The organism is Isoptericola sp. S6320L, from assembly GCF_023015685.1.
GTDB classification, from domain to species: domain Bacteria; phylum Actinomycetota; class Actinomycetes; order Actinomycetales; family Cellulomonadaceae; genus Isoptericola; species Isoptericola halotolerans_A.
The window spans coordinates 114,243-128,237 of record NZ_JALKAT010000010.1; the positions used below are offsets into that span (position 1 = coordinate 114,243).

Annotated in this window: 14 protein-coding genes; 12 read left to right on the forward strand and 2 right to left on the reverse strand. The window is 74.4% G+C overall.

The annotated features are described in order from the left end of the window. Positions 1–15 precede the first annotated feature (15 nt). A complete protein-coding gene (locus tag MWU57_RS08295; protein WP_246908706.1) occupies positions 16–393 on the reverse strand; it encodes a DsrE family protein in 378 nt (125 codons plus the stop codon). 154 nt (positions 394–547) lie between these two features. Here MWU57_RS08295 and MWU57_RS08300 point away from each other — a divergent pair, with 154 nt between their 5' ends. Genes MWU57_RS08300 through MWU57_RS08310 form a run of 3 tightly spaced genes read left to right on the forward strand, consistent with a single transcriptional unit; the run spans position 548 to position 3,436 of the window. Then, positions 548–1,129: an FABP family protein gene (locus MWU57_RS08300; RefSeq protein ID WP_246908707.1), complete on the forward strand. Its 582-nt coding sequence runs from the start codon at positions 548–550 to the stop codon at positions 1,127–1,129. Then, entirely contained in the window at positions 1,126–2,295 is a 1,170-nt protein-coding gene (locus MWU57_RS08305) for a folate-binding protein YgfZ (RefSeq protein ID WP_246908709.1), read from the forward strand. The genes MWU57_RS08300 and MWU57_RS08305 overlap by 4 nt, the downstream gene beginning before the upstream one ends. 55 nt (positions 2,296–2,350) lie before the next feature. Next, positions 2,351–3,436: an aromatic acid exporter family protein gene (locus tag MWU57_RS08310; RefSeq protein WP_246908711.1), complete on the forward strand. Its 1,086-nt coding sequence runs from the start codon at positions 2,351–2,353 to the stop codon at positions 3,434–3,436. 96 nt (positions 3,437–3,532) lie between these two features. Here the strand turns inward: MWU57_RS08310 and MWU57_RS08315 are convergent, their stop codons facing one another. After that, positions 3,533–5,527 (reverse strand): MDR family MFS transporter, encoded by a 1,995-nt coding sequence (locus MWU57_RS08315; protein WP_106266214.1) that lies wholly within the window; start codon positions 5,525–5,527, stop codon positions 3,533–3,535. Positions 5,528–5,661: 134 nt separating this feature from the next. Here MWU57_RS08315 and MWU57_RS08320 point away from each other — a divergent pair, with 134 nt between their 5' ends. The 9 genes from MWU57_RS08320 to MWU57_RS08365 all read left to right on the forward strand — a co-directional run bounded on the left by MWU57_RS08320 (position 5,662) and on the right by MWU57_RS08365 (position 13,965). Next, complete coding sequence (locus MWU57_RS08320; RefSeq protein WP_246908724.1) at positions 5,662–6,036, forward strand: PadR family transcriptional regulator; 375 nt, start codon at positions 5,662–5,664, stop codon at positions 6,034–6,036. Next, positions 6,033–6,932: a permease prefix domain 1-containing protein gene (locus MWU57_RS08325; protein WP_246908713.1), complete on the forward strand. Its 900-nt coding sequence runs from the start codon at positions 6,033–6,035 to the stop codon at positions 6,930–6,932. Before MWU57_RS08320 ends, MWU57_RS08325 begins: the two co-directional genes overlap by 4 nt. A 43-nt stretch (positions 6,933–6,975) precedes the next feature. Beyond that, entirely contained in the window at positions 6,976–7,260 is a 285-nt protein-coding gene (locus MWU57_RS08330; RefSeq protein ID WP_246908715.1) for a type II toxin-antitoxin system prevent-host-death family antitoxin, read from the forward strand. Positions 7,261–7,291: 31 nt separating this feature from the next. Then, a complete protein-coding gene (locus MWU57_RS08335) occupies positions 7,292–7,714 on the forward strand; it encodes a type II toxin-antitoxin system VapC family toxin (RefSeq protein ID WP_106266209.1) in 423 nt (140 codons plus the stop codon). 9 nt (positions 7,715–7,723) lie between these two features. Next, positions 7,724–8,050 carry a DUF2516 family protein gene (locus MWU57_RS08340; protein ID WP_106266207.1) on the forward strand — a complete coding sequence of 109 codons (327 nt, stop codon included), beginning with the start codon at positions 7,724–7,726 and terminating at the stop codon, positions 8,048–8,050. Continuing rightward, positions 8,047–9,096, forward strand: coding sequence for an asparaginase (locus tag MWU57_RS08345; RefSeq protein WP_374108537.1), 1,050 nt, complete (start codon positions 8,047–8,049; stop codon positions 9,094–9,096). The genes MWU57_RS08340 and MWU57_RS08345 overlap by 4 nt, the downstream gene beginning before the upstream one ends. Beyond that, positions 9,093–9,518, forward strand: a complete 426-nt coding sequence (dtd, locus tag MWU57_RS08350) for a D-aminoacyl-tRNA deacylase (protein WP_106266204.1) — start codon at positions 9,093–9,095, stop codon at positions 9,516–9,518. The genes MWU57_RS08345 and dtd overlap by 4 nt, the downstream gene beginning before the upstream one ends. 50 nt (positions 9,519–9,568) lie before the next feature. Beyond that, on the forward strand, positions 9,569–11,284 hold the full coding sequence (locus MWU57_RS08355; protein ID WP_246908717.1) for a helix-turn-helix transcriptional regulator: 1,716 nt from the start codon (positions 9,569–9,571) through the stop codon (positions 11,282–11,284). Between the two features lie 110 nt (positions 11,285–11,394). Continuing rightward, positions 11,395–13,965 (forward strand): glycosyl hydrolase family 18 protein, encoded by a 2,571-nt coding sequence (locus MWU57_RS08365; RefSeq protein WP_281495431.1) that lies wholly within the window; start codon positions 11,395–11,397, stop codon positions 13,963–13,965. Positions 13,966–13,995 lie beyond the last annotated feature (30 nt).

A 13,995-nucleotide genomic window follows, 5' to 3' on the forward strand; every position in this document is an offset into this window, starting at 1 on the left:
CGCCCCCGGGCGCGGTCAGTAGACGAGCGCCTGCGCGCCCGGCCGCAACGACTCCTCGACGAACACCGGGGCGCCCGCGATCCGGACGCCGTCGAGCACGTCGTCCGGGCCGATCCCGCGCCGCGCGGCGCACTGGGTGCACAGCGTGACGGTGCCGGCGGCCAGGACCGCCGCGAGCAGGTCGGCGGCCGGCGCCGCGTGCTCCAGCTCGAGCTCGTCCGCCCGGCCGGGCAGCGCGAACCACGCCGACTCGCCCGTGAGCCACAGGGACACCTCGACGCCCGCCGCCACGGCCGCGGCGGCGACGGTCAGCGCCTGGTTGGTGGCCTCCGCCCGCTCGGTGCCGGCCGTGGTCTTGACGACGAGGGAACGCTGCGATGTGGTCTCGGTCATAGCGCCGACCCTAGCCGTGGCGCCGCGGTTAGGATCGGAGCATGTCGGTCGAAGCACTCGAGATCTTTTTCACCAGCCTCCTGGTCGTCACGGTCGGCGTGATCACCTGGTTCGCGGGCTACGTCGTCTACAAGCTGTTCCAGGGCCAGCGCTGATGCCTTTCGCCTTCCCCGAGGGACTCGCGCCCGAGGTGTACCCGCTCGCCTGGCTCGTCGGCCGGTGGACGGGTGCAGGCGTCATCAAGTACGAGGGCATCGCCGAGACGCCGTTCCGGCAGGAGCTCGTCTTCGACCACGACGGCGGGCCGTACCTGCGCTTCGCCTCGACGCTGCGCGTGCGTTCCGCCGCGGCGGCGGACGGCGAGACGACGGACGGTGCCGGCGAGGGCGAGGGCGACGACGCCTTCGACACCGTGTGGTCCACCGAGACCGGCTACTGGCGCATCTCGTCGGAGCGTCCCGACGACCTGCCCGAGGGCAAGCACGCCCTCGAGGTGCTGGTGACCGACGCGTCGGGCCGGCTCTCGCTGTTCCTGGGCCTCGTGGGCGACGGCCGCGTCGACCTCGCCACCGACTTCGTCGCCCGGACGTCCACCGCGGCCGAGGTGACCGCCGCCAAGCGGCTCTACGGCAACGTCGAGGGCCGGCTGCTGTGGCTCGAGGAGCTCGCCGCGTTCGGTCACCCGATGGGCTCGTACGCCTCCGGCGAGCTCGACCGCGTCGACGGCCTGTCATGACCTACCGCAGCCCGGTCCTGGACCGCCCCGGCGCCGTCGCGGCGACCGGTCCCGACGAGGGCGTCGCCTGGCACTACGGCGAGCCCGTCGCCGAGCAGCGCGCGCTCGCCCGCGGCGGCGCCGTCGTCGACCAGTCCCAGCTCGGGGTCGTGCGCCTCACCGGTCCCGACCGCCTGACCTGGTTGCACTCCATCACCTCGCAGGACGTGGAGCACCTGGCGCCGCGGACCTCCACCGAGCTGTTCGTGCTCTCGCCGCAGGGGCGGATCGAGCACGCGCTCGGCGTCGTCGACGACGGCACGTCCACCTGGCTGATCACCGAGCGCGACCACGTCGAGCCCCTCGTCGCCTGGCTCACGCGCATGCGGTTCATGATGCGGGTCGAGATCGACGACGTCACCGGCGAGTTCGCCGCGATCGGCGAGCCCGTGGCCGCCGAGGGTGCCGAGGGCGAGCCCGTGACGTGGTGGGACACCTGGCCGCGCGTCGCCGTCGGGGGCACCCGGTACGGGCCCTCGGAGGAGGAGCACCCCGGTGCGGACCGCGCGTGGCGGCTCGTGCTGGTGCCGCGCGAGACGCTCGCCGACGCCGTCGCGGAGCGGGAGGCCGCGGGCTGGCGCCTCGCCGGCACCTGGGCCACCGAGGCGCTGCGCGTCGAGGCGTGGCGCCCGCGGCTGGCGCGCGAGGTCGACGACCGCTCCGTGCCCCACGAGCTCGACTGGCTGCGGACCGCCGTCCACCTGCACAAGGGCTGCTACCGCGGCCAGGAGACGGTCGCGCGGGTGCACAACCTGGGCCGACCCCCGCGGCGCGTCGTCATGCTGCACCTCGACGGGTCGCAGCACGTGGTGCCCGAGGGCGGCGCGGAGGTCCGGCGCGACGGCGCGGACGGCAAGGTGGTCGGCACGGTCACCTCGGTCGCGCGCCACCACGAGCTCGGCCCGGTGGCCCTCGCCGTGGTCAAGCGGAGCCTGCCGGACGACGCGCCGCTCGTCGTCGTGGGCACCGTCGGGACCGGCGCGGACGCCCAGGAGCTGGTGGTCGACGCCACCCAGGAGACGATCGTGCCCGGTGAGGGTGTCTCCGCGGACCGGCCCGAGGGCCGGCGGGAGACGTTGCGCGGGCTGACCCCGCGCGGTGGCGAGGGTTCGCAGAGCCTGCTGTGATCGTGCGGTGAGAGCGCCGGACCCGCGGGAGGCGGGCGCAGCCGCAGGTGCCGCGGTGCGGACGCTCGTCCGGCGGATCCGCATCCGGCAGGGCCTCGCCCGGGTGCGCACCGGGTTCTGGCCCATCGTCCAGGCGTCCCTCGCCGCCGGGGCGGCCTACCTGCTGGCGCAGGTGGTCCTCGGCCACGACCAGCCCTTCTTCGCCGCCGTCGCGGCCTGGGTGTGCCTGGGGTTCTCGTTCGAGCGGGAGCTGCGCCGCGTCGCCGAGGTCGCCGTGGGCGTCGCGGTCGGCGTCGGCATCGGCGAGGTCATCGTGGGACTCATCGGTACCGGCTGGTGGCAGCTCACCGTCGTGCTCCTCGTCTCGGCGCTGCTGGCCCGGTTCATCGACCGCGGGCCGCTGCTGGTCACGCAGGCCGGCGTGCAGGCGATCGTCGTCGTGGGCCTGCCCGCGGCCGTGGCGAACGAGGGTGCCTTCGGCCGGTGGACCGACGCCGCCGTCGGCGGGCTGGTGGCGCTGGCCGTCACGCTGCTGCTGCCCAGCGACCCGCTGCGACGGCTGCGCTCGCTGGCCTACGAGGCCACGACGGAGCTGGCGGAGACGCTGGAGACGGTCGGGCGGGGGCTGCGCCAGCGCGACATGGACGACCTCGGCGCGGCGCTGGTGCGCGGCCGCGCGTCGGAGGCGGTGCTGGCCGACTGGCGGGACACGGCCCGCCGGGCGGAGGAGATCGCGCGGGTCGGCGTCAACCGGGCCCAGCGCGGCGACATCCACGTCCTGGCCGGGCAGGCGGTGCTGGTGGACCGGGCCATGCGCAGCGTCCGGCTCCTCGCGCGCCGGGCGCCGACCGTCGTCGGGCCGGACGGGACGTGGCCGGAGCTCGGTCTGCTGGCGGACGAGGTCGAGCGGTTCGCCGGCGGGGCGCGGCTGCTGGCCTCCGCCGTCGGCGGGGGAGCGTCCGTGGAGGAGGCCCGCGCCGTGCTGGTCGACGTCGCCGCGGCGGCCGACCCGCACGCCGTCGGCGGCGGGGACCTGCGGGTGGCGTCGCTGGTGGTGCTGCTGCGCTCGCCGGTGGTCGACGCCCTCGAGGCGAGCGGGCTGGACCCGCGAGCGGCACGCGAGCACCTGCCGGAGCTCTGACCGCCGTGCTTCCCGTTGTGGGTGCACTTCGTGCCACCGAGAACTGGGACATCCGGGGCATATCGGGCCAAGAATCGCGCCCGCACGCTGGACGGGTCAGTCGGTGGCGTCGGCGAACACGAGCGTCGAGACCTCGTGGACGAGGCTGTCGATCTCCGGCTCCTCGCCCGGCCACTCCGCCACGACCTGCTGGATCCGTCGCCGCTCGGCCTCGCGGAGGATCTCCGCGGCCACGTCCGTCTGGTCGTTGGCCGTCACCGTGGACCCCGCGAGGTCCACGAGACCGCGCCCGGCCAGCCCGGCGGCCACGTGCCGCACCGTCGCCTCGGAGGCGTGGCTGCGCTCCGCCATGACGGAGATCTCCCGGCTGCGCTTGAGCGAGACGCGCGTGATCATCCAGGCCTCCTCGGGCGAGAGGTCGGCGTCGGGGGCGGTGATCTCGTAGACGCGCAGCGGGTCCTGCGCGCCGACGCGTCGCCACAGGATCATCCGCAGCTCCTCGAGCGAGGTCCGGCTCGACGGCAGGGCGAAGGTCTCGCCCGCTGCCTGACCCGCGGCGACGGTCGGCTCGGCGTCGCGCGTCGCGGTGCGCAGCTCGACCTGGGGCAGCAGCCAGGACAGGGCGAAGGCGACGACGGCGACCGGCACGGCCCACAGGAACACGGTCTGCAGCGTGTCGGCGTACCCGTCCAGGAACCAGTCCTGGACGTCGGGCGGGCACTGGGCCAGCCCTTGCGGGGACGCCTCGAGCACGTCGGGGCCGCAGGGGCCCTGGGCCGTGGACGGCGCGCCGGTCGACAGGTTCGCGACGAGCTGGTTGGCGAAGATCGTCCCGAAGACGGCGACGCCCACGGAGGAGCCGATCGTCCGGAAGTAGGTGGCGCCCGACGTGGCCGTCCCGAGGTCGCGGTAGGCGACCGCGTTCTGCACGGCGATCACCAGCACCTGCGTGACCATGCCGAGGCCCATGCCGAGCACGAACATGCTCAGACTGGACTGCAGGGTCGTCGTGTCGCGGTCCATGAGGGAGAGCAGGAAGAGGCCGACGGCGGTGATCGCCGTGCCCAGGATCGGGAAGACCTTGTACCGCCCCGTCCGGGTGATGAGCTGCCCGGACCCGATCGAGGTGAGGAGCAGGCCCAGCATCATGGGCGTCATCTCGAGGCCGGAGAGGGTCGGGCTCGAGCCCTTGACCGTCTGCAGGTACAGGGGCAGGTAGGTGATCGCGCCGAACATCGCGAACCCGACCACGAACCCGACGACCGCGGCGACGGAGAACACCCGGTTGCGGAACAGGTGCAGCGGCAGCACGGGCTCGGGGGCGCGGCGCTCGACCAGCACGAAGGTCACCACCCCGACCACGGCGACCGTGACCATCGCGTACACCTGCACGGAATTCCAGCCCCACGTCGTCCCGCCGAGGCTGGTCGTCAGCACGATCGCGGTGGAGACGACGGCGAGCAGGACGATGCCCGCGTAGTCGATCCGCGGGCGGCTGCGCGGGGTGATGGGCGGCAGCACGGCGGCGACCACCACGAGCGCGACGATGCCGATGGGCACGTTGATGTAGAAGACCCACTGCCACGACAGGTTGTCCACGAACCAGCCGCCCAGGAGCGGCCCGGCGACCGACGAGACGCCGAAGACGGCGCCGAACAGCCCCTGGTACTTCCCGCGCTCGCGCGGTGAGACGACGTCGCCGATGATCGCCTGGCTCAGCACCATCAGACCGCCGCCACCGACGCCCTGCAGGGCACGCCAGGCGATCAGCTGGCCCATCGTCTCGGACGTGCCGCACAGCATCGAGCCGCCCAGGAAGATGCCGATGCAGACGATGAACAGCACCTTGCGCCCGAGCAGGTCGCCGAGCTTGCCCCACAGCACGGTGGTCGCGGTGGTGGCGAGCATGTAGGCCGTGACGACCCAGGAGAGGTGCTCGGCGCCCCCGAGATCGCTGACGATCGTGGGCAGCGCGGTGGCGACGATGGTCTGGTCGAGGGCCGCCAGGAGCATCGCGAGCATGAGCCCGCCGAAGATGGCCCAGATCTTCGACTGCGGTAGCGCCTGCGGGTCTGCGGTCTGCGCCGTCACGCGAGGTCCTCCCTGGTGCTCGCCTGCTGGGCAGCCTGCCACGGCGCGCCGGGTCGCGCTCGGCGTGCGGCCCGCCCGGCGCGTGCCCGGGCCTGCTCGACACAAGTAGTTGATCAGATATAGTACCTGTCGTGATGCAGTCCGACGAGAGCCCTCCGGCGGAGGACGCCTTCTCCGCCGACATGTTGCGGGGCCACACCGACACGGTCGTGCTGGCGATGCTGCGCCGCGGCGACCGCTACGGCTTCGAGATCTACAAGACGATCCGCGACGCCACCGGCGGGGCGCACGAGATCAAGGAGGCGACGCTCTACGCGACCTACCGCCGGCTGACCCGGGACGGCCTGGTCGAGGCCTACTGGGGCGACGAGTCCCAGGGCGGGCGCCGCAAGTACTACCGGATCACCGACGCCGGACGCGCCGTGTTCCGCCGCAACGTCGCCGCGTGGCTCGCCACCCGCGACGTGATCGACACCCTCCTGCTCACAGACAAGGAACCCCGCACATGAGCACGGTCCACCGCCTCCTCGACGACGTCTTCGCCGGCGTCGAGCCGACCGCCGAGGTCCAGGACCTCAAGGAGGAGATCCGGGCGAACCTCGCCTCCCGGGCCGCTGAGCTCGAGGCCTCCGGCGTCGCGCCCGCCGACGCGGCACGCCGTGCCGTCGACGAGCTCGGCGACGTGCGGGCGCTCCTCGCGGAGACGACGGAACCGGCGCCGGCCCGTGCGCGCACCGACGGGTACGGGTCGATGGCGCAGGCCGCGCTGGCGCACAAGGTCCGGCCGCGGCCCGCCTTCGTGGTCAGCCTCGTGATCACCGCGGCCACCACGGCCGCGCTCCTGGTCCTGGTCTACCTCGGGATCATCGGTGTCATCGCGGCCCCGGTCGGCGCGCTCGTCGGGTGGATCCTGGGCGCCGGGCTCGGTGGCGGCTGGATCGTGGGCAGCTCCGTGGCGCAGGAGACCACCACCAAGCATCCGGTCCGCGCCGGGCGGGCCGCCGGGTACGGGTCCGCGGCCGGGCTCGTCGTGGTCGGGGTGGGGCTGGTCGGCATCGTCGTGACCGGCGGGCCCCCGTGGTTGACGATCCTCGCCGCGCCACCGCTCGTGAGCGGGGTCGGGCTGTTCGCAGGGCTCGGCGCCACGCAGACCAACCGCGAGAAGGCATGGGTCCGTCAGGCCGCCCGCGAGCACGGCCGGCCGGGTGACCGGTTCTCCCGCGACCTGGAGGCTGCGGCACGGTTCGGCATCCTGGCGGGAGTGATCTGGGTGTCCGCGTTCGTCGGCTTCGTCGTCGTCGGCATGGCCGCCGGGTGGGAGTGGTCCTGGCTGACGTTCGTGGTCGGCTGGATCGGGTTCATGCTCCTGCTGGCCAAGATGCTGTTCGGCGGTTCCGGGCGGTGAGTGCCCTGTTCGGCTGCCGCCGCGGGGTGTACCGTCGCTGGTCATGGAGGTATCCGTCAGCGCGTTGCGCGCCGAGCTGAAGTCGTGGATCGAGAGGGCTCGCGACGGCGAGGACGTGGTCATCACCGACCGTGGGGTCCCGGTCGCCCGGCTCACGGGCGTGGGCAGCGCCGACCTCGTCAGCGAGCTCGTGCGCGACGGGCTGCTCACGCCGGCCCAGGCGGGGCGCCCCACCCACGCCGTGCCGCAGACGGCGCAGGCGATCGGCGCGGGCAACGGTGCCGCCCGCTCGGGACTGTCCGGACTCGTCCGGCGCATCCGCCGCTGAGCCCGTGAGCCGCTGAGAGGACCCCGCCCCGATGGCACTCGTCTACTTCGACGCCAGCGCCCTGGTCAAGCTGTGCGTCCCCGAGCAGGGCTCCGACCTGGCGAGCGCGCTGTGGAACCGGGCCGACGTCGTCGTCACGTCCCGGCTGGCCGACACCGAGCTGCGCGCCATCCTCGCCGCGGGCGAGCGTGCCGGCGTGCTCGACCCGGGCTCGCGCCGTCGGGCGCTCGACCGGTGGACCGCGCTCTGGCCCGCCCTGCACCTCGTCGAGGTCACGTCCCGGGTCGCCGACACCGCGGCCGAGCTGGCCGCGGGGCCGCACCCGCTGCGGGGCGGGGACGCGGTGCACGTGGCCAGCGCGCTCGCCGTGGCGCACGACGACACCCTCGTCGCGGCGTGGGACGAGCACGTCGCGACCGCGGCGCGTGACCGGCGCCTGCGCGTCCTCCCGTAGCCTGGTCGCGTGATCGCGAACCTCCAGTACTACGTCTTCGTCATCCTGGCGATCGTCGTCTTCGTCGTCCAGGTCTGGGCGCTGGTCGACGCGCTGCGCCGCCCGGCGCGCGGCTTCACGGCGGAGGGCAAGCTGAGCAAGCCGATCTGGTTGCTCATCCTGGGTGTCGCGGCCGCGCTCGGCTTCCTCGGGCTGCCGCCGATGATGCTCACCTCGACGAGCTTCCTCAACCTCATCGCGTGCGTCGCCGCGATCGTCTACCTCGTGGACGTGCGCCCGAAGCTGCAGGCGTACGGTCCCGGCAAGGGCCGCCGCCAGGGCCCGAGCGGCTGGTGAGCCGCCGGATGACGGCGGAGATCACCCGGGGCGCCGTCCCGCTCGCCGAGGTCGTGCGCGGCGACCTCGTGGAGTCGGTCCACCTGGGGCACCTGGTCGTGCTCGACGCCGCCGGCGAGGTCGTCCTCGCGGCCGGGGACCCGACGGCGGAGATCTGGCCCCGCTCGTCCCTGAAGCCCCTGCAGGCGGTCGCCATGGTGCGCGCGGGGCTCGACCTGCCGCCGGAGCTGCTGGCGCTCGCGGCGGCGAGCCACAACGGCGAGCCGGTGCACCGGGACGGTGCACGGGCGATCCTCGCGGGCGCGGGGCTGGGGGTGGACGCCCTGCGCAACACCCCCAGCCTGCCGATGTACCCGCCCGCGGCTGCCGACTGGCTGCGCGCCGGCCGGGACGCCGAGTCGATCGCGCAGAACTGCTCCGGCAAGCACGCGGCCATGCTGGCGACGTGCGTCGCCGCGGGCTGGGAGACCGGCGGCTACCTCGCGGTGGACCATCCGCTGCAGCGCGCGGTGCGGGCCGTGATCACCGAGCTGACCGGTGCGGAACCCGCGCACGTGACGACCGACGGCTGCGGCGCGCCGCTGTTCGCCACGACGTTGTCAGGGCTGGCCCGCTCGTTCGGAACGCTCGCGGGTGCAGCGGCGGGGGAGATGTCCCAGGAGCCGACGGCGCGGGTGGCGCGGGCCATGTCCGCACACCCCGAGATGGTCGCCGGCACGGGCCGCGAGGACACCCTGGCGATGCGGGCCGTGCCCGGTGCCGTGGCGAAGATCGGCGCCGACGGCGTGTGCGCGGCCGGGCTCCCGGACGGATCCTCGCTGGCGTTCAAGGTGCTCGACGGCGCCGACCGGCCCCGGCCCGCCCTGCTGGCGGCGGCGCTGCGGCTCGCCGGTGCGCTCGAGGTGCCGGGCGCCGACCCGGCAGCCCTGGCGGCGATCGGTCGGGTCCCGGTGCTCGGCGGCGGCGAGCCCGTGGGCGAGGTCCGCGCGACGTTCGACGACGGGCTCGGCGCCGGGGTCGCCGTCGGGCAGGGGGTGCGGTCGTGAGAGCGGTGGTCCAGCGGGCGACGCGGGCGAGCGTGACGGTCGACGGCGAGGTGGTCGGTGCGTTCGACCGCCCCGGGCTGGTGGCGCTGGTCGGCGTCACCCACGACGACGGTCCGGCGGACGCCGCCACCATCGCCCGCAAGATCGCCGACCTGCGCCTCCTGCGGGGCGAGCGCTCGGTGGCCGACGAGGGCGCCCCGGTGCTGGTGGTCAGCCAGTTCACGCTGTACGGGGACGCGCGCAAGGGCCGCCGGCCCACCTGGCAGGCGGCCGCGCCCGGTCCCGTGGCGGAACCGCTGGTGGACGCCGTCGTGGCCGACCTGCGTGGGCGGGGGATCGAGGTCTCGACCGGGGTGTTCGGTGCCGACATGGCCGTAGAACTGGTGAACGACGGGCCGATCACTATGATGTTGGAGACCTAACAAACCGCTGACCTGCGCCGACCCGGCAAAGGTCGACCCGGAGGTTCACGATGGCGTCGAACCCGCCGGTCGACGCGCTCGCTCTGCTCGGCCACGAGACCCGCCGTGCCGTGGCGCCCCACGTGGCCGCGCGACTGGGCCGGGTGCTGGGCGGCGACGCGGCCGCGCTGTCCCAGCTCGCGGCCCTGCTGCGGCCCGAGCACCTGGCCGGGACGTCCCTCCTGCCCGACCCGCTGCCGGCGGTCCCCGCCCTGCGGTCCGGCTGGGCGCGTACCCGCGGCGGCAGGGACGACCGGTCCGTCCTGCTGTGCGCGGCCGTGGCCGTCACCGACCGTGCCGACGTCCTGCTGGAGGCCGCCGGGGACGCGGCGGGCACGCTGGTCGGCGGCCTCGTCGCGGCCGACGTCCACCTGGCCGCCGGGCGTTTCCGCGTGACCGATCCCCGGATGCGGTCGGTGGTGCACGACGAGGTCGACCTCGCGGCCCGGACCGCCGCCCACACGGCGCTGGCGCGCGCGGCCCGGGAGTGCGGCGAGCCGGGTGTCGCCCTGTGGCACACCGCGCTGAGCACGCTCGCCGGCGACGAGCTGCTGGCCGACGGCCTCGTGGAGCTCGCCGGGCAGCTCTCGTCGCGCGGGGCCACGGAGGCGGCCCACGAGGTCGCGCGGGAGGCGGCGAGCCACGGCACGGGGGAGCGGCGCGGGCTGGCCTTCCTCGCCGCCGGGCGGGCCGCGCTGTGGAGCGGGCACCTGGCCGACGCCGACGACTGGCTGCGGCGGGCGGGCAGCAGCGGTGTCCCCGCGGTCGAGCGCGCGGCCGTGGACGCCGCCGTCGTGACGCATGCGCTCCGGGCGGGTCGCGCCGTGGACGGCTCGGACGTCACCGGCTCGGACGTCACCGGCACGGACGGCGGTGCCTCCGCCGTCGACCGCCGTGCGGGGCGCGGGGCGGCGCTCGCGCGGCTCGTCGAACCGTTGGTCCGTGCGGCCGGCAGCCGCACGGACCGCAGGGCCACGGCGGCGGTGGCCCGGTGCCTCCGTCTGCTCGACGACGACCCTGCCCGGGCCGAGGGGCTGCTGGCGCGGGTGGCCGTCGGCGTCGTGCCGGCGTGGCCGCGGCCGGGCCCGTGGCCGACGGCGGACGGAGCGCTCTCGCCGCTGGCGGAGGCCACGGTCCGCGTGGTCCAGGCGCTGCTCCTGCTCCGCGCCGCCCGGGTCGACCAGGCGGCCGTCGTGCTCGACGACGCCGCCGCCCGGCTGCCCGTGGCGCACGTCGCCGGTGGGCTCGGCATCGAGCTGTCCCGTCGCCTCGACGGGCTGGACCGTTGCCGGACCGGCGCGACGACGACGGCGCTGGTGGACGTCGGCCCGCCGGTGGCCGAGGTGGTCCGCGACGTCGGGGCGTGGGCCGCCGCCACGGCCGCGGAGGGCCGCACCGGTCGCGGTGGGCCGGGGCTCTCCGCCCTCGTGGCCGCGACCGCCCGCGGCCGGTCCGGCGAGGCACCCGACGGGACCGTCGACGCGGAGAGGCCCCCGACGGCGCCGGCGGCCTGGGCGGCGGCGCTCACGAGCCGCGAGCTCGAGGTGGCGCGGCTCGTCACCTCCGGTCTCACCAACCGCGAGGTGGCCGCGGCGCTGTGCGTCTCGGTGCGGACGGTCGAGGTGCACCTGGGGCGGGTGTTCCGCAAGCTCGACGTCCGCTCGCGGTCGGAGCTCGTGGTCCTGGCGCTCAGCCCGGCACGCCTCGCCCTACGTGAAGTCACGTAGGTGCCGCCCCGCGACGATGTGGGCTTCCCTCATTCCCGTAAATGGCAAGGCTCCTTACTTTTGACGGAACGATGCAACGTGGCATCGCCCGACCATGCAGGGAGACTCCGATGCGAGCCTTGTCCACCGGCCGGCGCCGACTCGGCGCCGCGGCCACCGCCCTCGTTCTCGGCACGGCCGGGCTGACGGCCGCGGCGACCACGACGGCCACCGCCGCGGTCGACTGCGAGCCGGCCTGGACGGCCACCGCCGTCTACACCCAGGGTGACGTCGCCTCGTACGACGGCCACAACTACACCGCCTCGTGGTGGACCCAGGGCGACGAGCCCGGGGCGTCGGCCTGGGGGCCATGGACGTCGCAGGGGGCGTGCGGCGAGCCCGACCCCGAGCCGACGCCGGACCCGACGCCGGACCCGACGCCGGACCCGACGCCGGACCCCACCCCGGAGCCGACACCCGACCCGGAGCCGACGGCGCCGCCGGCGGACAACCCGGACGACGTCTGCCGGCCCGACGGCATGGCCCCGACCGAGGGCGTCGACACCCCCTACTGCGACGTCTACGACACCGACGGCCGCGAGATCCTGCCGAACGGCCTCGACCGCCGCGTGATCGGCTACTTCACGAGCTGGCGCACCGGCAAGAACGGCCAGCCCGCCTACCTCGCGAACGACATCCCCTGGGACTCGCTGAGCCACGTCAACTACGCCTTCGCGCACGTGGGGCCGGACGACGAGGTCTCCGTCAACGCCCAGGTGGCGGGCAACCCCGCCACCGACATGACGTGGCCCGAGGTCCCCGGGGCCGAGATGGACCCGTCCCTGGACTACACCGGCCACTTCAACCTGCTGTCGCGCTACAAGGCCGAGAACCCCGGCGTCAAGGTGATCCCCGCCGTCGGCGGCTGGGCCGAGACCGGCGGCTACTTCGACGACGACGGCAACCGGGTCGCGTCGGGAGGCTTCTACACCCTCACCGAGTCGCAGGAGCGGATGGACACGTTCGCCGCGTCCGTCGTGGAGTTCGTGCGGCAGTACGGGTTCGACGGCATCGACATCGACTACGAGTACCCGACGTCCAACGCCGACGCCGGCAACCCGGACGACTTCGAGATCTCCAACGCCCGCCGCGGCGAGCTGTTCGACGGCTACGTGGCCCTCATGAAGACGCTGCGCGAGCACCTCGACCGGGCGGGCGCCGAGGACGGCGAGTACTACCTGCTGACCACCGCCGCGCCGTCGTCGGGCTGGCTGCTGCGCGGCATGGAGGTCCACCAGATCACCGAGTACGTCGACTACGTCAACATGATGACCTACGACCTGCACGGCGCGTGGAACGAGTACGTGGGCGGCAACGCCGCGCTGTTCGACGACGGTCAGGACCCCGAGCTCTCGGCCGGCGGCGTCTACACGGCGTACGACGGCATCGGCTACCTCAACGGGGACTGGGCCGCCCACTACTTCCGGGGCGCCATGCAGGCCGGACGCATCAACCTGGGCGTGCCGTTCTACACCCGTGGCTTCCAGGGCGTGACGGGCGGGACGCACGGCATGGGCGGCCGGGCACCGGCACCGGCCGGCTTCGCCTGCCCGGCGGGCACCAACGGCAAGTGCGGGTTCGGCGCCGACGGCATCGACAACCTCTGGTACGACACCGACCCGCAGGGCAACGCCGTCCCGGCGGGCGTGAACCCGATCTGGCACGCCCTGAACCTCCAGGACGGCGTGGTGGGCGACTACGCCGAGGCGTACGGGGTGCCCACGACCCTCGAGGGCGACTACACCCACCACTTCGACGAGGTCACGAAGAACGAGTGGTGGTGGAACGCGCAGACCCGCACGTTCCTGTCCGGCGACTCGACCGACGCGATCGGCGCCAAGGCCGACTACGTCGCCGACACCGGCCTCGGCGGCCTCATGATCTGGGAGCTGGCGGGCGACTACTCGTACGACGCCGCGGCCGGCCAGTACGCCATGGGCAGCGACCTCGTCGACCTCATGCACAGCAAGCTGTCCGCCACCACGCCCTACGGGGCGACCAAGGCCGAGACACCGATGCCGGCCGAGGCGCTGGACGTGGACCTGGAGTACACGGAGTTCGCGCTCGGGGACAACAACTACCCGATCGCGCCCGAGGTCGTGTTCCACAACCGCGGGGCGACCGACGTCCCGGCCGGTGCCACGGTCACCTTCCAGTACAGCACCACGGACACCGGTGCGATGAGCGACTGGTCCGGGTACGGCACGACGACGACGCCGGGACGCAGCGGCCCGAACGTGGGCGGGCTGGGAGCGAACTTCCACACCGCGACGTTCACGGTGCCGGCCGGCGGGATCCCTGCCGGCGGCTCGATCACCAACCAGCTCAAGTGGGCGCTGCCCGTCGCGCAGTTCTCGAACGTGGTCGTCACCGTGGACGGCGTCGACTACGCGACCACCTACGACCACCCGCGCGGCGTGGACGTCGTCGACCTGCCGGCCGGTGGCACCGGAGGGGGCGACGACGGCGGCACCGGCGGTACGGGGGACTGCTCCGGCGCGGCCTGGGACGCCACGACCGCCTACACGGGCGGCGCGACCGTCACCCACGCGGGCCGCACCTGGACCGCCCGGTGGTGGACGCAGGGCGACGAGCCGTCCACGAGCGGGTCGAGCCCCTGGACCGACGACGGCGCCTGCTGACCAGCACGGCCGGTCGGGTCCCCGCGCACC

What these genes read in the sequence shown, in the direction of transcription:
- MWU57_RS08295 (WP_246908706.1), bottom strand. Translation starts at nt 393, where the DNA reads ATGACCGAGACCACATCGCAGCGTTCCCTCGTCGTCAAGACCACGGCC.
- MWU57_RS08300 (WP_246908707.1), top strand. Translation starts at nt 548, where the DNA reads ATGCCTTTCGCCTTCCCCGAGGGACTCGCGCCCGAGGTGTACCCGCTC.
- MWU57_RS08305 (WP_246908709.1), top strand. Translation starts at nt 1,126, where the DNA reads ATGACCTACCGCAGCCCGGTCCTGGACCGCCCCGGCGCCGTCGCGGCG.
- MWU57_RS08320 (WP_246908724.1), top strand. Translation starts at nt 5,662, where the DNA reads ATGCAGTCCGACGAGAGCCCTCCGGCGGAGGACGCCTTCTCCGCCGAC.
- MWU57_RS08325 (WP_246908713.1), top strand. Translation starts at nt 6,033, where the DNA reads ATGAGCACGGTCCACCGCCTCCTCGACGACGTCTTCGCCGGCGTCGAG.
- MWU57_RS08330 (WP_246908715.1), top strand. Translation starts at nt 6,976, where the DNA reads ATGGAGGTATCCGTCAGCGCGTTGCGCGCCGAGCTGAAGTCGTGGATC.
- MWU57_RS08335 (WP_106266209.1), top strand. Translation starts at nt 7,292, where the DNA reads ATGGCACTCGTCTACTTCGACGCCAGCGCCCTGGTCAAGCTGTGCGTC.
- MWU57_RS08355 (WP_246908717.1), top strand. Translation starts at nt 9,569, where the DNA reads ATGGCGTCGAACCCGCCGGTCGACGCGCTCGCTCTGCTCGGCCACGAG.
- MWU57_RS08365 (WP_281495431.1), top strand. Translation starts at nt 11,395, where the DNA reads ATGCGAGCCTTGTCCACCGGCCGGCGCCGACTCGGCGCCGCGGCCACC.